Here is a 23845-nt window from a genome sequence, read left to right on the forward strand (position 1 = left end):
TGTCACGCGAGACGCGCACCCTGGGCGTCGAAGCGATAGACCCTGCCTGGAGAATATCCAAATCGGATGCTCTGACCGGCTTCAACCTGATGCTGCCCGAACAGGCGCGCGGTGATCTGGTGATCCTGCATCATGGCAATCACGTTGGTGTCACCGCCCAAATGTTCGACATGGGTGACGTTTGCAACAACCGGGCCATCATCAGACAAAAACAGGTCTTCCGGCCGGATTCCCGTTGTAATGTCTGCGCTTTCGCCGATCATGCTGGCGGGAAAGAAATTCATCGACGGCGCCCCAAGGAAACCGGCCACGAACTGGTTGGCGGGGTTGTTGTAAAGCTCCATCGGGCTGCCGACCTGTTCCACACGCCCGTCGCGCAGGACGACGATCTTGTCGGCAAGAGTCATTGCCTCGGTCTGGTCGTGGGTCACGTAGATCATCGAAGCGTCAAGCTGCCGGTGCAGGTTCGCGATTTCCAACCGTGTATTCATACGCAGGGCCGCATCGAGATTGGACAGAGGCTCGTCGAACAGGAACAGCTTCGGTTCCCGCACGATGGCACGACCGATGGCGACGCGCTGGCGCTGACCACCGGACAGTTCGGAAGGATACCGGTCAAGGTAAGGTTCGAGGTTCAGCATCTTGCTGGCCCTGGCAACACGCTCTTCGATGACCTGCCTGCTCTGGCCTTCCTGTTTCAGCGCCAATGACATGTTCTTGCGCACGTTCAGGTGGGGGTAGAGAGCATAGCTCTGGAACACCATTGCGATACCGCGTTTTGAGGGCGGTGTGAGGTTCATGAGCTCACCGCCGATGCGTACCTCGCCTGACGTCACATCCTCGAGCCCCGCGATGACACGCAGAAGGGTGGATTTACCGCACCCCGAAGGGCCGACGAAGACGACGAATTCGCCCTCGTCAACGTCGATGTTGATATCCCTGAGGACCTCGACGGTGCCGAAGGACTTGTTCACGTTTTGCAGCGTCAGGGCGGTCATTTGCGTGCCTCTTTCAGCGAAATGGGTTGGCCGGTACGAATGCTTTCATCAGCGGCCAGGCAGATGGCCAGCGATTGCACCGCGTCGTTCATGTGGCGGGACAGATCGATATCTTCGGCGATGGCGCGCAGCATATAGGCTTGCTCGGCGTCGCAGAGTTGCTGATGGCCGGGTTCATCGGGCAGGTCGATCGTCTGATCAGCTTCGGGGCGGTGAACCAGAAGACCGCCGACCTTTGTGTGACCGTCGATATCGGCCGATGCGCCCTTGTTCCCATCAGTGATCGAGACCGAGCCGTTGGGTGAGATGATATCTTTCACGAAGAACGCGGTTTCGGACATCATCGGGCCCCAGCCGGCCTCGTACCAACCGATCGAGCCGTCTTCGAAGATCACCTGGAACTGGCCGTAGTTATACATGTCTTCGGCAATCTCATCACTCAGGCGCAGGCCCATGCCATGCACGCGGACGGGATCGGAATCGGTGATCTGGCACATCACATCGACGTAATGCACACCGCAATCGACGATAGGGGACGTCGTCTGCATCAAGGCCTTGTGCGTTTCCCATTCGGCCCCGCTGCTTTGCTGGTTCAGGTTCAGACGGAAGACATACGGCCCGCCGAGTTCGCGCGCCTCCGCGATCAGGCGCATCCATGACGGGTGGTGCCGCAGAATATATCCGATCACCAGTTTCCGGCCGGTTTCCACTGCTTTTGCGACCACGCGTCTGGCGTCCGCAACCGTCGTGGCCAGTGGTTTTTCAACAAAGACATGCGCACCTGCTTCCATTGCGGCGCAGGCGAAGTCTGCGTGGCTGTCGGAATAGGTTGCGACGACGACCAGATCGGGGTTTGTCTCGGCCAGTGCCGCCTGAAAATCCGTATAGGCCGGATAGCCTGACAGATCGGGATGGTCCACTCGACCAGATCGGTTGACCAGTCCCACGATCCGTGCGTCGGGGTGGCGATGATGGGCCAAGGCATGGCTCAGACCCATGTTGCCAAGACCAGCGATCAGAACCCGGGTCATTTGACAGCTCCTGAGGTGATACCGCGGATCAGCTGGCGCGAGAAGATCACGTAGAGCACCAGAACCGGCAGGATCGCCATGCTGAGCGCGGACAGAACCGCGTTCCAATCGGTCACAAACTGGCCGATGAAGACCTGACTGCCCAGCGTCAGGGTTTTGGTCTCTTCCGCGGGCGCCAAGATCAGCGGGAACCAGAGATCGTTCCAGATCGGGATCATGTTGAACACGGCGACGGTCGCCATGGCGGGCCGGACCAGAGGCAGCACCAACCGAAAAAAGATCGTGTATTCCGAAAGCCCATCGATGCGCCCCGCATTCTTCAGGTCATCACTGACCTGGCGCATGAACTCGGACAGGATGAACACGGCCAACGGCAAGCCCTGAGCCGTGTAGACGAAGATCAGGGCCCAAAGCGTGTTCACAAGTCCCGTGGCGACCATCATCTCCAGGATCGCCACTGTGCCGATGCGGATCGGGATCATGATCCCAAGTGCCAGATAGAGCCCCATCAACATGTTGCCCTTGAACCGGTATTCGCTGAGGGCAAAAGCCGCCATGGCACCGAACAGCAGGATAAAGGTCAGTGAAACCACGGTGACGATCAGCGAGTTCTGAAAGTAGAGAAAGAAATCCCCCTGCTTCATCACCGTCTGGTAGCCGATCAGGGAAAAGCTTTCGGCATCAGGCAAGGCAAGCGGTTCGCGAAAGATGGCACGGCGCGTTTTGAAGCTGTTGATGATGATCACGAAAACCGGGAACAGGGCGATCAGAGTGTAAAGGATCAACGCTCCATGCATTGCGGCGGTATTCAGCGGATTCGTGCGCGCTTTGTTCATTGCAGAGCCCTCACAGCTGATACCGGCGCATCCGAGTCTGGATGCCGAAAAGGTAAATGCAAACACCTACAAGGATGATGGCGAACATCGCACCGGCAATGGCGGACCCCATGTACGGATCACCCAATTGCAGTTGGAAGCCGAAGAATGTGCGGTACATGAAAGTGCCCAGGATGTCGGTCGAAAAATCCGGTCCCGCCAGCGCGCCCTGAGAGACATAGATCAGATCGAATGCGTTGAAATTGCCCACGAATGTGAGGATCGAGATGATCCCGATCGAGGGCAGGATCAGCGGCAGTTTTATTTTCCAGAAAGCCGAAGCTCCTGTGATCCCGTCAATCTCGCCTGCTTCAAGAATTTCTTCAGGGATCGACAGCAGGGCCGCATAGATCAGCATCATCGGGATGCCGACGAATTGCCAGACCGAGACAAGCGCCAGAGTCGTCAGCGCGTATTCTTCCTTGCCCAGCCACGGAGCAAACAGGGATTTCAGGCCAACAGCGTCCAGCATCGAGGGCGCAATCCCCCAAAGCGGAGACAGGATCAGTTTCCAGGCAAAACCCACAATCACGAAGCTCAGGATCGTCGGAATGAAAATGGCCGACCGGTACAGTGCGGCAAAGCGCAGCCTCGGGTGTGACAGGATCGCGGCCAGGGCGATTCCGATGGGGTTCTGCACCAGCATGTGGATCAGGAAGAACCAGAAGTTGTTGCCCAGCGCATTCCAGAATTGCTCGGACCACAGCGGATCAAAGAACAAGGTTCGGAAATTCTCCAACCCCACATACACACGCGCCTGATCGACTTCGGTGAACAGCGCAAGGCGGAGCGTGTTGAACAAGGGCAGGATCATCACCGCCGTGTAGACCAGCACCGCAGGTGCAAGGAAAACAGCGATGTGCCAGCGTATGCGGCGCGTCTGCATGGGATTCTCCGGGGAAAAGTGCCGGGCGCGGCGCGATGGGCCGCACCCGGAGTGAGTGGTTCAGGTGTTACTGATGCGGTGCGTACCAGCTGGCCAAACCATCTTGCAGTTTCTTGCCCAAAGCCTCGGGGCTTTCGGTGCCCTTGATGGCTGCAACGGATGCACCCCAGGTCTCGTTTTCAAGATTGGGTGTGCCGCGTGACAGGATCTGATAGGTCGAACGGATGGTGCTCTCGCACTCATCCCGCCACCCGACGATTTCCTTGGCAAGGGGATCTTCCAATTCAACCGGAGTGTTGGAAAGAGGGAAGAAACCGGGAACCGCATTGCCGAAGATGCTGGCGAATTCCGGGCTTGCAACCCAGGCCAGGAACGTACGGGCAGCCTCCTGGTTTTCGCTGGCGGCGTTCAAGCCGATGCCGATATCGGTATGGTCCGAGATATAGCAGGTGTCACCGGCATTCTGGACCGGCGGCTTGAAGGCGCCCATCTCAAAATCAGCCTGCGTGTTGAAACCTGCAATCTCCCAGCTGCCCGCCGGGTAAATTGCAGCGCGGCCCAATGTGAACAGGTTCTGGCTGTCGGGATAGGTCTGCGCCTCGTATCCGTCACCCAGATAATCGGCCCATTTCGCCAAAGTGGCAAAGGGCGCGACCCACTGAGGGTCGGTCAGTTTCTGTTCGCCTTTGATCAGAGCCAGGCGGCCTTCTTCACCTTTCCAGTAGTTCGGGCCGATGTTGTTGTAACCCATCGTTGCGGCTTCCCACTGGTCATTGGTGCCCATCGCCATCGGTATATAGGTGCCGTCTTCCTTGATCTTGTCCAACACTTCAAAGAATTCCGCCTCGGTGGTCGGAACCTCCAGACCCAATTCGTTGAACGCATCCTTGTTGTAGATGAAACCGTGGATCACCGATGCCATCGGAACACAAAAGCTGGCCGACCCGTCGTCTGTCTGCCACGCGGATTTGGCAACGTCCGAGAAGTTGTTCATCGCATCCAGATCGGACAGGTCGGTCAGATGGCCCGCTTCGTAAAGCGCCAGAGAAGCATCAAACGGGCGGCAGGTGATCAGATCACCGGCGGATCCGGCTTCCAGCTTCGAGTTCAGAACCGCATTGTACTCCGCCGGGGCTGAAGGCGAGAAAACAACTTTGATACCTGGATTGGCCGCCTCGAATGCAGGGATGATCTTTTCCTGCCAGAGAGCGAGGTCATCGTTGCGCCAGCTTTCGATTGTCAGCGTAGCATCTTGCGCATAGGCACTTGTGACCAGCGCCGTGCTCATCAGAGCCAGGCTCAGAACTTTGCGTTTCATTTGGTTTCTCCCAGGTTGCTATGTTCGTTTTCTTCATTCAGCCGGTTCATCGCATGACGCAGACGGCCATTCGTTTCAGCCAGTCGCTTTTGTGCATCCTCTGCCGATACGGCACCTGCGGCGACAAGTGCCGCGCATTTCAGGTTCCCATCCGCGGCCCTCAGGGCATCATCGGCACGTTCAGGTGATACGCCGGTCAGCTGGCAAACGATTCCGTTGGCGCGCGCGCGCAATTTGTCATTGTCCGCCCGCAGATTGATCATCATGCCGTCCTGAATATGCCCAAGCTCGATGGCCATCAGCGTCGACAACGTATTGAGGGCTATTTTCTGCGCAGTGCCGGCCCCCATCCGGGTGGAGCCCGAGATCAACTCCGGAGGCGTCGCAAGCAGAACGGCATGGTCCGCCAGTTGCAACAATTGCGAGCCCGCGTTGTTTGCAATCCCGATCACGGGCGTCCCTCTGTCGCGCGCCAGTTTTGCGGCGGCAACGGTATATGGCGTGGTGCCGCTGGCCGAGACCGCAATGAGCGTATCATTGGCAACCATATCCGACACCTCTTGCGCCAGCCCATCAACAGCGTCTTCTACATCCCCTGGCATGTCTGCTTTGGTCGGCATTCCACCCGCCATATGAATGCGGATCTGCTGCGCCGGAATTGAGAACGTTCCGCCAAGCTCCAGCGCGTCCGAGGCCGCCATGAGGCCGGAAGACCCCGCCGCAAGATACCGAAGTGTGCCGCCCGACCGGATCGTTTGGGCCATGGCCGTCGCCCCGCTGCAAATCGGGCCAAGCGCATCAAGCACTGCCGTCGCCGCTGATACCTGCGACCGCGCCAGCAGGCCGGCCACCTCTGCCAGCGGACGGGTATCAAGCCCATGCGCATCCTGATGCAATTGTTCTGTCGCCGGCGTAATCAAGTGATTCTCCCCCAAGAACTTTCGATATCATACCTTTTAAATACCATTAGTCTACCATTTATTTTTTCTCATAATTTTGGCCATTATAGCATAATATTCGCCACTTTGGTCACAATTAGGACTTCAAAACGCATAAAAGGTATTATAAAGGTATTTATATGGTAAAGTCATCAAAACCCATGTTCCTGGCCGCCGACGGGGGTGGAACGCGCTGCCGCGTCGCCGCTTTTGTTGATGGCGAAACACACCGGGTCGAAGTCGGCGCGGCAAACGTGTCCACGGATTTCGAGGCCGCCTGCATCGAACTGCGGCACGGCCTGGAAGCTCTGGCCGTTCAGACGGGCCGTTCGCCCGAGGAGCTTGCGCAAGCGCCGACCTATCTGGGCCTGGCCGGGATAACAGGTGATGCGATTGCCCGGAAGCTTGCGGCGGCATTGCCATTTCGGCACGTCCGGATCGAAGATGATCGCGCAGCAGCTTTGCGCGGCGCATTGGGGGGCAATGACGGGTTTGTCGCACATTGCGGCACCGGTTCCTTTGTTGCAATGCAAAGGGGTGGCACGATGAAGTTTGCCGGCGGATGGGGCCCTGTTCTGGGCGATCAGGCTTCCGCGCAATGGGTTGGCAAACGGGCGCTGGCCAAGACGCTGGAACACACGGATGGTATGACCGGCCCTTCAGCATTGGCGCAGGATCTGCTGTCTCGATTCGACGATGCCGCAGGAATTGTACGGGCCGCCGCTGACATGACGCCATCTGACTTTGGCGCCCTCGCCCCGCTTGTGACCGAGCTTTCCAATCGCGGGGACGACTTGGCCAGAACCATCCTTCGGGACGGTGCGGACTATCTGATCGACGTGATGAAGAAAATGGGCTGGAACGTTGACCTGCCCGTTTGTCTGACCGGGGGCATCGGCCCTCTTTATGCGCCATACCTGCCTGCGGACATGCAATCCGCTCTGGTCCAGCCTGCGGGCGATCCACTGTCCGGCGCACTTGCATTGGCACAGGCCTATCTGGAGGAAATCGAACATGAACATAGCTGATTTCCTGCGGCCCGAAGGATGGTTGGGGCAAAGCTCGGGCCCGCGCTATGTACAGCTCCGTCAGCGCCTCGAACAAGGGATCAAGGACGGTATCCTGCCCCCCAACAGTTCGCTGCCCCCCGAAAGAGAAATCGCCGAGATCACCGACCTGTCGCGTGTGACTGTGCGCAAGGCCATTCATGAATTGGTGCGCAAAGGTGCAATCGAACAACGGCAGGGGTCTGGGTCTTTTGTTCGCGAACCCGTGGCGAAAGTTGAACAGTCGCTGTCCCATCTGACGTCTTTCACCGAAGACATGGAGCGGCGCGGGCTCAAGACGACCTCGACTTGGCTGGAACGTGGGGTGTTCCTGCCATCTCCGGAAGAAATGATGGCATTGGGCTTGTCGGCAAATGAACAGGTCGCACGTATCTACCGCCTGCGAGAGGCAGGAGGACGCCCGATGGCGTTGGAAAAAGCGGCCCTTCCGCTGGATATCCTGCCGAACCCCACCGAAGTGACGGGGTCGCTTTACTCTGTTCTTGAACAATCTGGCCTGCGACCAGTGCGCGCGATCCAGAAAATCTCGGCCATCAACCTCGAACCGCCCGAGGCAGAGCTTCTGGATGTTGCGGAAGGTACGGCCGGGCTTCGGATTCAACGCACCTCGTATCTGCAAAGCGGGCGGGTCGCTGAATTGACCCGCTCGATCTACCGCGGTGATGCCTATGACTTCGTGGCTGAGCTGCGCCTGTCAAATTGAAAGCCTGGGAAAATGTCTGACACAACCACTCAAATGCGGCGCGAGATCGACGAGATTCCCGACGCCGTCGACCGCCTTCTGACCGAGGGCGCGGAATTGATCGCGCAAACCGCCACCGAGATCCGGGCCCGTGACCCGCGGTTCCTGATTTCGGTTGCGCGCGGATCCTCGGATCATGCATGCAGCTTCTTGAAATACGCCTCGGAACTTCTGCTTGGTTTGCCGATGGCTTCGGTCGGACCGTCGGTAAAATCCATCTACGGTGTCGACATGCGCTGCGAGGATGCCATCTGCATCTCTGTCTCACAATCCGGTCAGAGCCCCGATATCGTGCAACTCACGCAGTCGCTCACATCCGGCGGAGCTTACTCGGTTGCGATCACGAACAACCCTGCCTCTGCCCTGGCCGAGGCGGCTGCCGCAACACTGCCCATTCACGCGGGCCCCGAACTGAGCGTGGCGGCGACAAAGACATTCGTGACGTCTCTGGTCGCCGGGTTGTGGCTGATTGCGCAGGTGAAGCGCGATGATCACCTGCTACGCGCAATCCATGGTCTGCCCGAAAGCTTGTCGACCGCAATCGCCTGCGACTGGAGCGCCGTGGCGGACGCGGTTGATGGTCGCTCTTTGTTTACTTTGGGGCGCGGCCTGTCTTTGGCCATTTCCAACGAGGCCGCGTTGAAATTCAAGGAAACCTGCCAGATCCACGCGGAAAGCTATTCGGCGGCCGAGGTTCTGCACGGCCCGGTTTCCATCGTGGATCAGGGCTTTCCCGTGCTTGCCCTGTCGTCCGGGGATGCAGCAGAGGACAATCTGGCCGAAGTTGCAGACGCACTTGCGTCCAAAGGCGCTGTGGTTTTCGCCACAACTGGCCGTGTGAAACACGCCACAGAACTGCCGCATGTCCGGACGTCCCATTGGATGACGGACCCGATACCGACAATCGCCGCGTTTTACGGAATGGTGGAGAAGGTGGCCACACAACGCGGGATCGACCCGGACACACCACGCCATCTGAAAAAAGTGACGGAAACGGTATGACCAGTTCCACCATCACCTTTGCCGGCGGCCCGATCTTCGATGGCACTGAATTGCGTGACGGATATGCCGCACGGTTCAGAAACGGTGTGCTGGATGCGTTGGTCCCCTTGGATCAGATCGCGCAGGACGACCAGATCGAGGACCTGCATGGCGACATCCTCAGCCCCGGCTATGCTGATTTGCAGGTGAACGGCGGCGGGGGCGTGATGTTCAACGATGATCCATCGGTTCACACGCTGACCCAAATCGCCCGTGCTCATCGCGCGCTGGGTGCCACTCGCATCCTGCCAACCCTGATCACGGACACGGCCGAGAAAACCCGGGCCGCGATTGATGCCGCCATCAAGGCCGTTCAGACGGGTGTTTCCGGTATTGCGGGCCTGCATCTGGAAGGTCCGCACCTGTCTGAGCGGCGCAAGGGCGCACATGATGCTGCGTTGATCCGCCCGATGCAGCAAACCGATCTGGAAATTCTGATCGACGCTGCAAAACACCTACCTGCTTTGATGGTCACGCTGGCCCCCGAAAGCACAACCCTGCAACAGGTTGAAGCACTGAAGCGCGCGGGGGTGATTGTTTCTCTGGGGCATACGGACGCGCCTTTTGAGACCTGCCTGGCGTTCTCAAAGGCCGGGGCGCAGTGCGCAACGCATTTGTTCAATGCGATGAGCCAGCTTGGCAGCCGTGAACCGGGACTGGTCGGCGCGGCGCTATCCTGCGGATCGCTATCGGCGGGTTTGATCGCGGATGGTATCCACGTTCATCCCGATACGATGCGGATTGCCTGGGCTGCCAAGCGCGGACCAGGGCGGATTTTCCTTGTCAGCGATGCGATGGCGGTCGCCGGCACGTCACTGACGGAATTTCAGTTGGAAGGACGTCGCATCCGGCGGGAAAACGGCAGGCTGACGTTAGAGGATGGCACTCTGGCCGGGGCCGACTTGTGCCTGACAAACGCGGTGCGGGTTCTGACGGAACAAGCGGAAATCCCCTTTCAGGATGCACTCGCCGCAGCAACAAGCGTTCCGCTCGGGATGATTTCCGGGAAAAGCAAAGGACTGAAACCAGACCTGTCGCAGATGATACGGATTGCCCCGGATCTGTCCCGGGTCAGACCGGTGCAACCCTGACCCAAACCTCGTTGATCCGACTGGCTGCGCAGCGCGAGCGATGACAACGCTGCGTGCGTTTTCTGGCGGCCAAATTCTGATTTTTCAAATCTTCGCGAATAGAGCTGTCACCTTTTTGCGGGTGGTCCGCACCGATCCTTCGGCGCATATTTCAGGCATATGACATTTTTCAGGAGCATGCATGACCGCCAAGTATTATTCGCCACACGGTGGGCATCCTGGTCAGGAGCAATTGCTGACTGACCGCGCCGTTTTTACTGACGCGTATGCAGTGATCCCAAAGGGAACGATGCGGGATATCGTGACCAGTTTTCTGCCGTTTTGGGACGACACCCGCTTATGGGTGATATCACGCCCTCTAAGCGGCTTTGCCGAAACCTTTTCGCAATACATCATGGAAGTTCAGCCCGGCGGTGGCTCTGACCGGCCCGAGACCGATCCCGAAGCCGAAGGCGTTTTGTTCGTGGTCGAAGGTACAGCGACCTTGACGGCCGACGGCACGACCTATGAGCTGACGCCCGGCGGCTATGCCTACCTGCCCGCTGAATGCAACTGGACCTTACGAAACCGAGGCGGTGAGACCCTGCGCTTCCATTGGATTCGAAAGGCTTATGAAGCGGTGGAAGGGCTTGACCGCCCGGACGTTCTGGTTCTCAACGAAAATGAGATCACGCCGACGCCGATGCCCGGAACCGACGGAAAATGGGCCACGACGCGCTTTGTCGATCCAAGTGACTTGCGGCACGATATGCACGTGACCGTGGTGACTTTCGAGCCCGGCGCCGTCATTCCTTTCCTTGAAACACATGTGATGGAACATGGTCTGTATGTTCTTGAGGGAAAGGCCGTCTACAGGCTGAACAATGATTGGGTAGAGGTCGAGGCCGGCGATTACATGTGGTTGCGCGCATTCTGCCCGCAGGCCTGCTATGCAGGCGGGCCGGGTAAGTTCCGTTACCTGCTGTACAAAGACGTGAACCGACATATGGCATTGCGGCCGGGGCCAGCGGCTTATCCGCAACACCGGCGCCTCAGGACAGCGGCGCAGAAATAGTCCCGCCGATGGCCAGTGTCAACTGATGTGCCGCCTCGATGACGGGGCGGCTTAGGCGCACGATTTCGGCTTCGCTGACGCGGCTTGTCGGTCCGGATACCGAAATCCCGGCAACCGCCTCTCGGTTGGTATCGAAAACCGGCGCAGCGATACAGCGCATTCCCGCATTCTTTTCTTCATTGTCTATCGAGAAGCCTTGTGCCCTGACCATGGCAAGATCTTCTTTCAGCGCGGTCGGGCTTGTAATCGACCGGTCCGTGAAGGCCCGCAGTTCCGTCTTGGCCAACAGCCGGTCCAGCCGATCTTCATCCATATATGCCAGCAGAGCTTTCCCGATGCCCGATGCGTGCATCGGAGACAGCGTGCCCGGAGGGAAAAACGCCCGGATGCTAGCATGGGTTTCGACCTGGCTCAGGAACAACACCATTCCTTCTTTCTCGACCCCAAGGTTTGCGGTCTCGCCGGTGGCCTCCATCAGCTTTCGCATTACGGGTCGGGCCCGGTCCACAAGGCTGGTGCGACGCAGGAAGCGCGAGCCGATCACAAACGCACGAGGACCGATGTGCCAGACCTGCTCGTCATGATCGAACTCGACAAGGCCCCTGCCCTCTAGTGTAACGAGAATTCGGTAAACTGTGGCGGGCGATTGGCCCATTTCGTCGGACAGCGCGGTCAACGCCTTGCCCTGCGCTTCACTCAGATACTCAAAAACTTCCATCGCACGGTCGAGAGATTTGATCGTGTTTTGCGCTGTCTTGTCGTCCCATCCCCGTGGTCTTCCACGGGCTCTTCTGCGGACTTTGCGAGTATTGTCTTGAGAATCCATAAAAACCCTTTGATCATTCGTGAAAGCCTAATTCATCATATGAAAAATATAAGGCACTGACAATTATATATTAAATCTAAATAACCGAATTTTGAAAAGCATTTTCAAAAATATATCGGGCTGAGCGAGGGACGCTTATTGTGTGGTCAACGACGGAAGGAGACCATCCATGAGCTTTCAAAACCCCGTTTTCATCCCGGGCCCGACCAACATCCCGGAAAGCCTGCGCAAGGCTTGCGACATGCCCACCATCGACCATCGCTCGCCGCTGTTCGGGCAAATCCTGCACCCCGCGCGCGCGGGTGTTCAGAAAGTCCTGAAAAGCAACAGCGCCGAAGTCTTCATCTTTCCGTCGACCGGAACAGGAGGCTGGGAGACCGCGCTGACCAACACCCTGTCGGCTGGTGACAAGGTTCTGGCGGCGCGCAACGGCATGTTCAGCCATCGCTGGATCGATATGTGCCAGCGTCACGGTCTGAATGTCGAGATCGTCGAAACCCCTTGGGGCGACGGGCTGCCAGCCGATCGTTTCGAAGAGATTCTGACCGCCGACACAAGCCACGAAATCAAGGCTGTTCTTGCCACGCACAACGAAACGGCAACCGGTGTGAAATCGGACATTGCCGCTATACGCAAGGCGCTGAATGCCGCCCGTCACCCTGCCATGCTGTTCGTCGATGGTGTTTCATCGATCGGGTCCATGGATTTCCGTTTTGACGAATGGGGTGTTGATGTGGCCGTCACGGGCTCGCAGAAAGGGTTCATGTTGCCTGCGGGCCTTGCCATCGTCGGGTTCAGCCAGCGGGCAATGGGCGCGACCAGCACAGGCACCCTGCCCCGCACCTTCTTTGACGTGCACGACATGGCGAAGGGTTATGCCAACAACGCCTATCCTTATACCCCTGCTGTTGGCTTGATGAATGGCCTCAACCAGGCCTGTGATATGTTGCTGAGTGAAGGTTTGGAAAACGTCTTTGCCCGGCATCACCGTATTGCCGAAGGAGTACGTGCCGCGGTGGGCGCGTGGGGTCTGGAGCTTTGCGCAGCGAACCCGTCGGTATATTCTGACACCGTCAGCGCGATCCGCACGCCAAACGATTTCAACGCCACCGACATTGTAACACACGCGGCCGAAAAATACGGCGTTGCCTTCGGTGTCGGCCTTGGCGAAGTCGCGGGCAAGGTATTCCGCATCGGACATCTGGGAAGCCTGACGGATGTCATGGCCCTGTCCGGGATTGCCACCGCTGAAATGTGCATGGTCGACCTGGGCCTGAACATCCGTCTGGGCTCGGGCGTGGCGGCAGCGCAGGAATATTATCGCGGTCATTCGGGCGCCGTTCAGAAGGACGCCGCATGATGAAGGACTGCAACATGTACATCCCGACCTACGAGGACATGCTGGCGGCACATGATCGGATCGAGCCCTTTATCCGCCGCACCCCGGTCCGCACATCAGACTATCTGAACGAGCTGAGCGGTGCACAGCTGTTCTTCAAATGTGAGAACTTTCAGGAACCGGGTGCCTTCAAGGTGCGCGGGGCAGCAAACGCCGTGTTTGGCCTTGACGACGAACAGGCCAGGAAAGGCGTTGCAACCCATTCTTCGGGCAACCACGCCTCGTGCCTGTCCTATGCGGCGATGAAGCGGGGCATACCGTGCAACGTCGTCATGCCGCGCACAGCGCCGCAGGCCAAGAAAGACACGGTGCGTCGCTATGGTGGGAAGATCACGGAATGTGAGCCCTCCACCTCGTCGCGCGAAGCGACCTTTGCCGAGGTTCAGGCCTCCACGGGCGGGGATTTCGTCCACCCCTACAACGATCCGCGGGTGATTGCCGGGCAAGGCACCTGTTCGCGCGAGTTCATCGAGCAGACCGACGGTCTGGATGCGGTTGTCGCACCCATCGGTGGCGGTGGAATGGTGTCAGGCACCTGTCTGACCCTGTCGACGCTCGCCCCGGAAACCGCGATCATCGCGGCGGAACCGGAACAGGCCGACGATGCCTATCGCAGCTTCAAGGCCGGCCACATCATCGCGGATGACGCACCCAAGACGATTGCCGACGGGCTGCTGGTTCCGCTGAAGGAGCTGACCTGGCATTTCGTGTCGAACCATGTCTCCGCGATCTACACGGCTTCCGAGCAAGAGATCATCGACGCGATGAAACTGACGTGGAAACACCTTCGGATCGTGATGGAACCATCTTCGGCCGTTCCGCTGGCCACGATCCTGAAGAACCCGGACGCATTCAAAGGCAAGCGTGTCGGCCTGATCATAACCGGGGGCAATGTCGATCTGGACAGGCTGCCCTGGCTGAACGCGTGACATCAATCCCGACATAGGAATACGTAAATGAAAGATATGACCAATCTCGACGAATTCGAAGTAGGCTTTGACATTCCGGCCAAGCCCGGAATGGATGAAGCAGATATCCAGACCCCCTGCCTTGTGCTGGATCTCGACGCGCTTGAACGCAACATCAAGAAGATGGGCGACTATGCCAAGGCGCACGGCATGCGCCACCGCGTGCATGGAAAAATGCACAAATCTGTAGACGTGGCCAAGTTGCAGGAGAAAATCGGAGGCGCCGTTGGCGTCTGCTGCCAGAAAGTTTCTGAGGCCGAAGTGTTCGTGCGCGGCGGCATCAAGGACGTTCTGGTGTCGAACCAGGTGCGTGACCCCGCCAAGATCGACCGTCTTGCCAGCCTGCCAAAGCTGGGCAGCCGCATCATCGTTTGTGTCGATGATCTGGACAATGTCGCGGATCTTTCTGGCGCGGCGGTGGATCACGGAACACAGTTGGAGGTCTTCGTCGAAATCGACTGCGGCGCTGGCCGGTGCGGTGTGACGACAACACCCGACGTGATCGAAATCGCCAAAGCGGTCGAAGCAGCCGAGAACCTGAAATTCACCGGCATACAGGCCTATCAGGGCGCAATGCAGCACCTCGACAGCTATGAGGCGCGCAAGGAAAAGCTCGACACCGCAATTGCGATGGTAAGGGACGCGGTTGAAGGCCTCAAAGCCGAAGGCATCGAATGCGAATTGGTTTCGGGCGGCGGCACCGGCTCATATTACTTCGAATCCAACTCGGGCGTGTACAACGAACTGCAATGCGGGTCCTACGCCTTCATGGATGCCGATTACGGCCGGATTCTGGACAAGGACGGCAACCGGATCGATCAGGGCGAGTGGGAAAACGCCTTCTTCATCCTGACCAGCGTCATGAGCCACGCCAAGGCGGACAAGGCGATCGTCGATGCGGGCCTCAAGGCGCAATCGGTCGACAGCGGCCTGCCCGTTATCTTCGGTCGAGATGATGTCGAGTACATCAAATGTTCGGACGAACACGGCATCGTCATGGACCCGAACGGCGTGCTGAAGGTCAACGACAAGCTCAGGCTGGTTCCGGGGCACTGCGACCCAACCGCAAATGTACACGATTGGTATGTCGGTGTTCGCAACGGCAAGGTCGAGACCGTCTGGCCCGTATCCGCCCGCGGACGCGCTTATTGATCTGAACTTGCTCTGTTTGGGAGGGCTGGCTCGGAAGCAGCCAGACAGCCGCCCGCGTGTATGCTCTCCTTCCGGCAGTGGCACGCGGGCGCACGAATGTTTGATTGGAGAATGAAATGCTGATCGTACCCGAGCGTGAGATCGCTGACCTTATGACCCGACAAGCGGCTTTTGACGCGGTCGAACAGGTCTTTGCTGCAATGGCGTCCGGTGACGCCTACAACTTCCCTGTCGTGCGTGAAGCCATCGGGCATGAAGATGCACTTTATGGGTTCAAGGGCGGATTTGACCGCGCCGGCCTGACGCTTGGACTGAAGGCGGGCGGCTATTGGCCAAACAATCTGGAAAAACGCGGGCTGATCAACCACCAGTCCACCGTTTTTCTTTTTGACCCCGACACTGGCAAGCCATCTGCGATGGTCGGTGGCAACCTTCTGACGGCCCTTCGAACGGCGGCAGCATCTTCGGTATCGATCAAGCATCTCGCACGTAGCGACGCCAGGGTCATAGGCATGATAGGCGCTGGCCACCAGGCAGCCTTTCAGCTTCGCGCGGCATTGGAGCAACGCGATTTTGAAAAGGTCATAGGCTGGAACTATCACCCGGAAATGCTGCCGAATATCGAAAAAGTCGCCAATGAAGCCGGCGTTCCGTTCCAGGCGGTCGAGCTTGACGAAATGACTGACGCGGATGTGATTATTTCGATCACGTCGGCCTTTGCGCCCTCGCTGATGGCGAACCATGTCAGCCCCGGAACTCATATCGCCTGCATGGGCACGGACACAAAAGGTAAACAGGAAGTTGAAGCGTCCCTTCTGGCCAAGGCGAGCGTGTTCACGGACGAAGTCGCGCAATCCGTCAGCATCGGCGAAGCGCAGCACGCGGTGGCCGAAGGCCTGATCCAAGAAGGCGATGTGGCGCAGCTTGGCGCGGTCATCAACGGCACCGATCCGGGCCGGATATCGGACAACCAGATCACGCTGTTCGATGGCACGGGGGTGGGCCTGCAAGATCTTGCGGTCGCCGCGTCCGTGGTTGACCTCGCCGTTCGGAACGGGGTCGCGATCGAGGTCGATTTCTGAAAACAGACGGCAATACCCCTGGGCGTTGTCGTCGGTGGTTCTTTTGGGCGGAGAGCTTTTGACAGCAGATCTCCATTTGAATAGTGAGAAAACAATGAAAAGCGGCGCGCCAAGGCACGCCGCTTTCGTTTTTCCCAGGACGATCAGTCTATCTGGTCAAACGCATCAGACGTGGTCGTCTTGCTCGATGGAGCCAAGGCCATGACCGGCCATGCCGCCCGAGACCTCTTCCGTCGCTTCGTCCGAAAGCTCTTCGGGAAGCAACAGATTCAATAAGATGGCGATGACGGCGGCAGGCAGGATTCCTGATGTCGCCAGAACCTTCAACGTGCCGGGTAAGTATTGCAACGCGTTGGGTTCCAGTTGCAAACCCAGCCCAAGACTCAGGGCGATTGCAAAGATCACCATGTTGCGCCGGTTCCAGTTCACGTCCGACAGCATCGAGACCCCTGCCGCAACAACCATGCCGAACATCACGATCACGCCGCCGCCAAGAACCTCAATCGGAATGGACGAGATTATCGCCCCGATCTTGGGAATAAGCCCGCAAACGATCAGGAAAACCGCGCCGATGGTCACGACCATGCGGCTCATGACTCCGGTCATGGCAATCAACCCGACATTCTGGCTGAATGACGTGTTCGGCAAGGCTCCAAACAGGCCAGAGATCGCAGTACCAAGACCATCGGCAAATGTCGCGCCCTGTATTTCCCTGTCGGTGGCTTCGCGGCCAGCGCCGCCTTTGGTGATACCGGATACGTCCCCAACGGTTTCAACAGCGGAAACAAAGGACATTGCACAGAAACCGATGATGGCCGCGACCGAGAATTCAAGGCCAAAATGCAGGGGGTTCGGCAGCGCGAAGGATGTCGCGTTGCCGACATTGCTTAAGTTCACCTGGCCAAGCAGAAAGGCCACGGCGTATCCGACCAGCAGACCGATCAGAACAGCCGACACGGACAGCATGCCCCGTGCAAAGAATTTCAGGCCAAGCGTGACCACGATAACGGTTCCCGCCATGAACCAGTTCAGACCTGAGCCATATTCCTCGGTACCTATGGCAGGCACACCGCCGGCGGCATATTGAATGCCGACTTTTACTAGTGCCAGGCCGATCATGGTTACCACAAGGCCCGTAACCAGCGGCGGAAGAGCAAAGCGAATGCGCCCTATGAACAACCCGAGGAATGCGTGGAACAAGCCACCGACAACAACACCGCCCATCAGGACGGCAATGGCGTCAACGCCCTTTCCAACCACCAGCGGAATCATGATCGGGATGAAGGCAAACGATGTTCCCTGCACGATGGGCAACCGGGCACCAACAGGCCCCACACCAATAGACTGAAACAACGTGGCGACGCCCGCAAAGAACATCGACATCTGGATCATATAGATCATCTGCGGGAAATCGGGGCTGTTCGAGCCAAAGCCGAAACCAGCCGCGCCGCAAACGATAATGGCTGGCGTGACGTTGGACACGAACATCGCCAGCACATGCTGAATTCCCAGCGGCACCGCCTTCAGCAGCGGCGGAGTGTAATTCGGATCGCGGAGTTGCTCCGGCGTTCCGATGGATGCATCTGACATTTTGTTTTTCCTCCCTTGAGGTTCGCAGCCGGCTCCTCTTCCGGCAACGCGCCTCATTCTGTGATTTCAAAAGCCTCCTCGAACCAATGCTCTTCGAGGTTGGGCCCGGCTCCAATTCGGTCGACCACCGCAAAAAGCCCGGGCGCATGAAGCGGGGTCAGAACGCCATGCCAGGTGTTGCGATGGTAATTCACACCCTGTCCGGGCGCTGTTTTGAAGGCGATGGGCTGTCCCGGCGTGCCGTTCTCATCCGGGGCCACAACCACGACAAATGGTTTGTCCGACAAAGGCAAAAAGGCCTGGCTGCCATCAGGATGGCGTTCAACCATTTCCAATTTGATCGGCAGACTGAAGGCTTCGGACTGAAACACGCTGATACCCGCGCGCCCATCGTGGAAATCCAACACGGCCCGGTCGTGATAGCGCGCGCATTTACCCTGATTGATAAGCTTGTCCACCTGGCCCGTCGCCTCGATGACATCGCCGAAAGGTGCAAATGCCTCTGACGTCAAGGGGCGGAGCTTCAAGGCAGCCGTCATTGTGCGAACTTCTCGATCAGGCGCAATTCGGCAATACGCTCAACCTGACGGCAGGCTTCGGCGAATTCGCTGTCGCGGTCATTGTCGATGCGACGGCGAAAGGCTTCCAGAATGCTGGCCTTGGTGTTGTCTTTGACGGCAATGATGAAAGGAAAGCCGAACTTGGTCGTGTAGGCTTCGTTCAACGCCGTGAACGTTGCGCGTTCTTCATCGGTCAGCATGTCCAGACCCGCACCGGCCTGTTCCGCAGTGCTTTCCTTGGTCAGGCGGCCGGCGGCGGCCAGCTTGCCCGCCAGGTCCGGGTGGGCTGTCAGAACGCCGAGGCGCTGCTCGGGCGAGGCGGAACGGAATACACGCGCCAGCGCGTTGTGGACGCCAGCGGCATTGTCATGCGTCGGGCCCAGTTCCAGTTCATACGCACCTTCTGCAATCCACGGGCTGTGCTCGAACACGCCGCCGAATTCCGACACAAAGGTTGGTCGATCCATTTCGGACGGGGTCAGACCTTGCACCGGCGGGTGTTCCCTGGCCCAGTGATCTGCAATCTGCTCGCGCGTTGCGAACCAGACACCATCGTGTTTCCTAAAGTAATCAAGGGCGCGTTTCAGCGCCATGGCACGACCCGGGCGACCGATCAGACGGCAGTGCAGCCCGATCGAGAGCATCTTGGGCGCGCCCGCCTCACCCTCGGCATAGAGCATGTCAAAGCTGTCTTTCAGATAGCTTTCGAATTGTTCCCCATTGGTGAACCCAGCCTGGATTGCAAAGCGCATATCGTTGCAATCTAGTGTATAGGGCATGATCAGCTGATCCTTGCCTCCTGCCTTGGTCCAGTATGGCAGATCGTCGGCATAACTGTCGGCGATATAGGCAAAGTCGCCTTCCTTGGCGGCCAGTTCGACCGTATTCATCGAACAGCGGCCCGTATACCAACCCCGTGGTGGCTGACCCGTAACCTCTGTGTGCAGGCGGATTGCTTCGCGGATCTGGGCGCGCTCTTCTTCTGCGCCCATGTCCTTGTGTTCAATCCACTTCAAACCGTGGCTGGCGATCTCCCATCCGGCATGCTTCATCGCCGCGACCTGTGCAGGTGCACGGGCCAAGGCGGTTGCAACGCCATAGACTGTAACAGGCAGATCTTGCAGAAGATGATGCACGCGCCAGAACCCCGCGCGGCTGCCGTATTCATAGATCGATTCCATGTTCCAGTGCCGTTGCCCCGGCCAAGGGGCGGCTCCGGTGATCTCGGACAGAAACGCTTCGGATGCGGCATCGCCGTGCAGAACATTGTTTTCACCGCCCTCTTCGTAATTCAGCACGATCTGAATTGCGATTTTGGCGTCGTTCGGCCAGTTTGCTTTGGGAACTTGCCCACCGTAACCGGTCATGTCTCGTGGATAAGGCTTCACATCGATTTCCTTCTTCTTGAATTGATCAATACCCCAGATAATCAAAGATGTTTTTCAAAAAATGCAGAAAGCAGCTTCCCACAGACTGCCTTTGCCCCTGGATGCGAAAACAGACTAGTAACTGTATAACTTGAGGAGTAGCGCAAATGACCGGTTACCTTACAACACATGTTCTGGATACGGCGCGGGGGTGTCCCGCCGAAGGATTGAAGATCGAACTGTTCCGCATTGAAGGTGCAAACCGCCAGTTGCTGAAAACTCTGGTCACCAATGACGACGGCCGGACCAACGAACAAATTCTGCCCGAAGCAGAGTTTTCAACAGGGGAATACGAACTGATCTTCCACGCCGGAGATTACCTTGATGCCTCCGGCACACCACCTGAAAACCCACGCTTTCTGAACGTCATCCCGATCCGCTTTGGAATGTCCGAGCATTCGCATTACCACGTGCCTCTGCTGCTTTCGCCCTTCGGGTACTCGACCTATCGCGGCAGCTGAGCGACCTATCGGGCCGTATTCGCCGCCGCAATCGACGACCCGATGCGTTCGATTATGAATTCCATGAAAAGCCGCGTTTTGGGGTCCTGCATGCGGCGGTGCGTAAACAGACATGCCATCTGAATCGGTTCTGGCGGCGTCTTTTCTGCCACCGGAACCAGAGTTCCGGCCTTGAGATGCTGAGCGATCTCAAAAATAGGTTTCAACGCGATGCCATGTCCGCCAAGGGCCCAGTCTGTCAGCACGTCGCCATCGTCTGACTCGTAGCGCCCGGAAACCCGGAACCGTTTGGGCCCCGTATCGGTTCTCAAAAGCCATTGAAACTCGGTCGCGCCCGGGAACCGCAAATTGAGACACTCGTGCTCATCAGCGATCAACGCGTCCCCGCTTTCGGGCATCCCACGTTTTTTGATGTATGTCGGAGACGCACAAAGGACTCTTTCGACATCCGCGATCTTGCGTATACGCAGGTTGCTGTCTTCTGGCTGACCAAGAAAAAAGGCCAGGTCCAGACCTTCGGTTGTCAGATCAACCTTTCGGTCCGTCAGCCTCAGCCTGACGTTCACCTCGGGGTACTCGGCAAGAAACTTCGGGACCTGCGGCGCTATCAACCGACGCCCAACCCCCAAGGGTGCAGCGACATAGAGTGACCCTTTCAGGTTCTCGGTAAGATTGACGATCTGAGCTTCGGCACTTTCGACTGCTTCAAGGATCTCTGCCGCACCACGATAGAAAGACTTTCCCTGCTCGGTGGGCGTCAGGCTGCGTGTCGTGCGTTGGAACAAGCGCACGCCAAGATGCTCTTCCAATTGCGATATACGCGCCGACGTAACAGCTGGCGAAACCCTCAGATCACGGCCCGCAGCAGACATGCTGCCCAGTTCGTAGACCCGGACAAAGGTTCTGATGTTATCAAGGTAGGACATTTTTTTGCATTTTTTGATACTGCTTGGTCTTTACCAGCAATACCAGAACAAAACACACTCGCATAGAGTAACCGGAAGCAAAGAATCTTAGGAGCAAAGCCATGTATGACTTGGCCGTAATGTGGGAGTGGATCGCCTTTTCCGTCCGCTGGCTGCATGTGATCACCGCGATGGCGTGGATTGGGGCGTCATTCTACTTTATCGCGCTGGATCTCATGTTAAAGCCAAACCCTGCCTTGCCGGACGGGGCCTACGGCGAAGAATGGGAAGTACACGGAGGCGGTTTCTACCACACCGTCAAGTATCTGGTTGCGCCCTCGCGCATGCCCGAGCACCTGACCTGGCACAAATGGCAGAGTTATACGACCTGGCTGTCGGGCGCGGCGTTGCTCATGATCATATACTGGGTCGGGGGCGAATTGTTCCTGCTTGATCCGACCAAAGTGGACCTGGCGCTGTGGCAGGGGATTCTGATTTCCGGCGGATCGCTGACCATTGGTTGGTTGCTCTACGACCAGATGTGCAAATCGAAGCTGAGCGATCACCCGACCGTTCTGATGCTGCTGTTGTTCGTGATCCTCGTGATCATGTCCTGGGGTTACAACCAGATCTTCACCGGTCGTGCCGCGCTTTTGCATCTTGGCGCCTTCACTGCGACGATCATGACGGCCAACGTGTTCTTCCAGATCATGCCGAACCAACGGATCGTGGTAGAAGACCTCAAGGCCGGTCGGACGCCCGATGCCAAATACGGCAAGATCGCCAAGGTACGATCCACGCATAACAACTATCTGACTTTGCCGGTCGTGTTCCTGATGTTGTCGAACCATTATCCGCTTGCTTTCGGCACCCAGTATTCCTGGATCATCGCCAGCCTGATCTTTCTGACCGGTGTCACCATCCGCCACTACTTCAACACGATGCATGCAACTGGGAAAGGCCCGCACTGGACATGGGGCGTGACGGTTCTGCTAATGGTCGTGATCGCCTGGTTGTCTTCGGTGAGAAACACCGAGACATGGGAGGACGCCGAAGCGCGCGACCTGACGCCATACGAGCAGAAATATGCCTCAGCCGCGGGCTTCGAAGACGCCTATGACACGGTCCTGGGCAATTGCTCGATGTGCCACGCCCGCGAGCCGGTGTACGGCACCATGAAATGGGCCCCGAAAAAGGTTTATCTTGAGACACCCGGCGATGTCGCCCGCAACGTCGACCAGATCTATCTGCAAGCCGGCATCAGCCACGCTATGCCACCACCATCAGCAGTGCAAATGGATGAAGAAGCACGCCAAACCATCATCGCGTGGGTGCGTGAAGTCAGAGACCAATAGACGCCTGCGCGCAAAACGAAGATAGTTAACCGGGTCGTGATGCCCGGTTTTTCTTTATGCGAAAAAGCGTTTGCTGTGCTGCGCGACGTGTTCGACAAACAGGCGCACCTTGGGGTCTTGCAGCTTTTTGTGCGGATAAAGACACCCGAAAATCGTTGGCAACGGGGGCGTCTCGGGCAGGACCTCGACCAGTCGTCCATCCTCGAGAAACTCCCGCACGTCAAAGCGCGGCTTGTTGACGATCCCACGACCGGCCAAGGCCCAGTCGGTCAGTACATCTCCATCATCCGCGTCGTATTTGCCGCGAACTTCAAGCTTTCGCGGACCCATGTCAGTGCGAAGAGTCCAATAGTATTCCGGAGACCTTGGATAGCGCAGCAACAGGCAGTTATGGGGCATGTGCAACAAATCATCCGGTGTTTTGGGCGTCCCAAACTGCGACAGGTAATCAGGTGAGGCGCACAGAACACGATCACAATCCGCGAACTTCCGCAGTTTCATTGTTGAATCGCCGGGTTCACCAATGAAAAAGGCGATATCCAGACCGTCGGCCAGAATGTCCACCTTGCGATCGGACAGACGCATGCGAATCTCTGTTTCCGGGTAGCGATCAGAAAACTCCGGCACCAGCGGCGCAACGATTCTGCGCCCGACACCCAAAGGCGCGGTGATGCGGATCGCCCCCCGAGGCGCGTCGGAAAAGCTGGCGACACGCGCTTCGGCGTGATCAAGCGCCAGCAGGACCGCCTTGGCTTCATCATAGAAGACCGTCCCCACTTCGGTTGGCGTCATCGACCGGGTCGTCCTGTTGAACAGCCGTACACCCAGATGGTTTTCAAGCTCTTTCAACCGTTTGCTGGCCACCGCCGGGGTCAGCCGAAGATCACGCCCGCCAGAGGTGATGCTGCCCAGCTCCATCACTCGGACAAAAACACGCAGACTTTCGATGTAAGACATGGATCCTCCCGGTAGCGAAAGAATGCGGTATGGCCTCAACTTTTTCAACGATCTGTTGAAAGTATTTGCCGTTTGCGGCGATTTTCTGACTCAATCTTTACACCTATGGTTCCACTGACCAC

At 57.8% G+C, this 23845-nt stretch carries 23 protein-coding genes; 11 read left to right on the plus strand and 12 right to left on the minus strand.

Going from position 1 to position 23845, the window contains the following annotated elements; translation table 11 throughout:
- Positions 1 to 2: 2 nt before the first annotated feature.
- From ACR0DJ_RS11395 to ACR0DJ_RS11420, 6 genes are all read right to left on the minus strand, one after another.
- Complete coding sequence (locus ACR0DJ_RS11395; RefSeq protein WP_257601083.1) at positions 3 to 998, minus strand: ABC transporter ATP-binding protein; 996 nt, start codon at positions 996 to 998, stop codon at positions 3 to 5.
- Entirely contained in the window at positions 995 to 2029 is a 1035-nt protein-coding gene (locus ACR0DJ_RS11400; protein ID WP_480685001.1) for a Gfo/Idh/MocA family protein, read from the minus strand. Before ACR0DJ_RS11400 ends, ACR0DJ_RS11395 begins: the two co-directional genes overlap by 4 nt.
- Complete coding sequence (locus tag ACR0DJ_RS11405; protein ID WP_170345231.1) at positions 2026 to 2865, minus strand: carbohydrate ABC transporter permease; 840 nt, start codon at positions 2863 to 2865, stop codon at positions 2026 to 2028. The genes ACR0DJ_RS11400 and ACR0DJ_RS11405 overlap by 4 nt, the downstream gene beginning before the upstream one ends.
- 10 nt (positions 2866 to 2875) lie before the next feature.
- On the minus strand, positions 2876 to 3790 hold the full coding sequence (locus tag ACR0DJ_RS11410) for a carbohydrate ABC transporter permease (RefSeq protein WP_171640900.1): 915 nt from the start codon (positions 3788 to 3790) through the stop codon (positions 2876 to 2878).
- A gap of 67 nt (positions 3791 to 3857) precedes the next feature.
- Entirely contained in the window at positions 3858 to 5108 is a 1251-nt protein-coding gene (locus ACR0DJ_RS11415) for an ABC transporter substrate-binding protein (RefSeq protein ID WP_170345229.1), read from the minus strand.
- Positions 5105 to 6028, minus strand: coding sequence for an N-acetylmuramic acid 6-phosphate etherase (locus ACR0DJ_RS11420; protein WP_425079253.1), 924 nt, complete (start codon positions 6026 to 6028; stop codon positions 5105 to 5107). Before ACR0DJ_RS11420 ends, ACR0DJ_RS11415 begins: the two co-directional genes overlap by 4 nt.
- Positions 6029 to 6186: 158 nt before the next feature.
- Between ACR0DJ_RS11420 and ACR0DJ_RS11425 the strand changes: the two genes are divergently transcribed.
- The 5 genes from ACR0DJ_RS11425 (at position 6187) to ACR0DJ_RS11445 (ending at position 11041) form a co-directional block, all read left to right on the plus strand.
- Positions 6187 to 7074: a glucosamine kinase nucleotide-binding domain-containing protein gene (locus ACR0DJ_RS11425; protein WP_425079252.1), complete on the plus strand. Its 888-nt coding sequence runs from the start codon at positions 6187 to 6189 to the stop codon at positions 7072 to 7074.
- Positions 7061 to 7816, plus strand: a complete 756-nt coding sequence (locus tag ACR0DJ_RS11430; protein ID WP_170345226.1) for a GntR family transcriptional regulator — start codon at positions 7061 to 7063, stop codon at positions 7814 to 7816. Before ACR0DJ_RS11425 ends, ACR0DJ_RS11430 begins: the two co-directional genes overlap by 14 nt.
- 12 nt (positions 7817 to 7828) lie before the next feature.
- Positions 7829 to 8857 carry an SIS domain-containing protein gene (locus ACR0DJ_RS11435; RefSeq protein ID WP_170345225.1) on the plus strand — a complete coding sequence of 343 codons (1029 nt, stop codon included), beginning with the start codon at positions 7829 to 7831 and terminating at the stop codon, positions 8855 to 8857.
- Complete coding sequence (gene nagA, locus ACR0DJ_RS11440) at positions 8854 to 9987, plus strand: N-acetylglucosamine-6-phosphate deacetylase (protein WP_480685004.1); 1134 nt, start codon at positions 8854 to 8856, stop codon at positions 9985 to 9987. Before ACR0DJ_RS11435 ends, nagA begins: the two co-directional genes overlap by 4 nt.
- Before the next feature lie 181 nt (positions 9988 to 10168).
- Entirely contained in the window at positions 10169 to 11041 is an 873-nt protein-coding gene (locus ACR0DJ_RS11445) for a bifunctional allantoicase/(S)-ureidoglycine aminohydrolase (protein ID WP_170345223.1), read from the plus strand.
- Here the strand turns inward: ACR0DJ_RS11445 and bhcR are convergent.
- Positions 11019 to 11867, minus strand: coding sequence for an HTH-type transcriptional regulator BhcR (gene bhcR, locus ACR0DJ_RS11450; RefSeq protein WP_480685006.1), 849 nt, complete (start codon positions 11865 to 11867; stop codon positions 11019 to 11021). The genes ACR0DJ_RS11445 and bhcR overlap by 23 nt on opposite strands.
- A gap of 169 nt (positions 11868 to 12036) precedes the next feature.
- On the opposite strand from bhcR, the gene bhcA reads away from it, so the two are divergent.
- From bhcA to bhcD, 4 genes are all read left to right on the plus strand, one after another.
- Positions 12037 to 13227 carry an L-aspartate--glyoxylate aminotransferase BhcA gene (gene bhcA / locus ACR0DJ_RS11455; RefSeq protein ID WP_257601092.1) on the plus strand — a complete coding sequence of 397 codons (1191 nt, stop codon included), beginning with the start codon at positions 12037 to 12039 and terminating at the stop codon, positions 13225 to 13227.
- Positions 13227 to 14195, plus strand: a complete 969-nt coding sequence (bhcB, locus tag ACR0DJ_RS11460) for a beta-hydroxyaspartate dehydratase BhcB (protein WP_480685008.1) — start codon at positions 13227 to 13229, stop codon at positions 14193 to 14195. Before bhcA ends, bhcB begins: the two co-directional genes overlap by 1 nt.
- Before the next feature lie 27 nt (positions 14196 to 14222).
- Complete coding sequence (gene bhcC, locus ACR0DJ_RS11465; RefSeq protein ID WP_480685009.1) at positions 14223 to 15386, plus strand: 3-hydroxy-D-aspartate aldolase BhcC; 1164 nt, start codon at positions 14223 to 14225, stop codon at positions 15384 to 15386.
- A 116-nt stretch (positions 15387 to 15502) separates the two neighbouring features.
- Positions 15503 to 16468, plus strand: coding sequence for an iminosuccinate reductase BhcD (bhcD, locus tag ACR0DJ_RS11470; RefSeq protein WP_480685010.1), 966 nt, complete (start codon positions 15503 to 15505; stop codon positions 16466 to 16468).
- Between the two features lie 165 nt (positions 16469 to 16633).
- Here the strand turns inward: bhcD and ACR0DJ_RS11475 are convergent, their stop codons facing one another.
- Genes ACR0DJ_RS11475 through puuE form a run of 3 tightly spaced genes read right to left on the minus strand, consistent with a single transcriptional unit; the run spans position 16634 to position 20006 of the window.
- Positions 16634 to 18058 carry a uracil-xanthine permease family protein gene (locus ACR0DJ_RS11475; protein WP_480685011.1) on the minus strand — a complete coding sequence of 475 codons (1425 nt, stop codon included), beginning with the start codon at positions 18056 to 18058 and terminating at the stop codon, positions 16634 to 16636.
- Positions 18059 to 18111: 53 nt separating this feature from the next.
- Positions 18112 to 18597: an ureidoglycolate lyase gene (locus ACR0DJ_RS11480; RefSeq protein ID WP_257601096.1), complete on the minus strand. Its 486-nt coding sequence runs from the start codon at positions 18595 to 18597 to the stop codon at positions 18112 to 18114.
- The gene (puuE, locus tag ACR0DJ_RS11485; protein ID WP_480685012.1) at positions 18594 to 20006 is read right to left on the minus strand and encodes an allantoinase PuuE; all 1413 of its coding nucleotides are present in this window, start codon (positions 20004 to 20006) and stop codon (positions 18594 to 18596) included. The genes ACR0DJ_RS11480 and puuE overlap by 4 nt, the downstream gene beginning before the upstream one ends.
- A 146-nt stretch (positions 20007 to 20152) precedes the next feature.
- Here puuE and uraH point away from each other — a divergent pair, with 146 nt between their 5' ends.
- Positions 20153 to 20506 carry a hydroxyisourate hydrolase gene (gene uraH, locus ACR0DJ_RS11490; RefSeq protein ID WP_480685013.1) on the plus strand — a complete coding sequence of 118 codons (354 nt, stop codon included), beginning with the start codon at positions 20153 to 20155 and terminating at the stop codon, positions 20504 to 20506.
- Between the two features lie 5 nt (positions 20507 to 20511).
- Here uraH and ACR0DJ_RS11495 read toward each other — a convergent pair whose 3' ends face one another.
- The gene (locus ACR0DJ_RS11495; RefSeq protein WP_170345215.1) at positions 20512 to 21432 is read right to left on the minus strand and encodes a LysR family transcriptional regulator; all 921 of its coding nucleotides are present in this window, start codon (positions 21430 to 21432) and stop codon (positions 20512 to 20514) included.
- A gap of 101 nt (positions 21433 to 21533) precedes the next feature.
- Between ACR0DJ_RS11495 and ACR0DJ_RS11500 the strand changes: the two genes are divergently transcribed.
- Entirely contained in the window at positions 21534 to 22766 is a 1233-nt protein-coding gene (locus ACR0DJ_RS11500; RefSeq protein ID WP_480685015.1) for a urate hydroxylase PuuD, read from the plus strand.
- Between the two features lie 54 nt (positions 22767 to 22820).
- On the opposite strand, the gene ACR0DJ_RS11505 is transcribed toward ACR0DJ_RS11500, so the two are convergent.
- Positions 22821 to 23723 carry a LysR family transcriptional regulator gene (locus tag ACR0DJ_RS11505; protein WP_480685016.1) on the minus strand — a complete coding sequence of 301 codons (903 nt, stop codon included), beginning with the start codon at positions 23721 to 23723 and terminating at the stop codon, positions 22821 to 22823.
- Between the last annotated feature and the right edge of the window lie 122 nt (positions 23724 to 23845).

Source organism: Ruegeria sp. BF10, assembly GCF_056538725.1.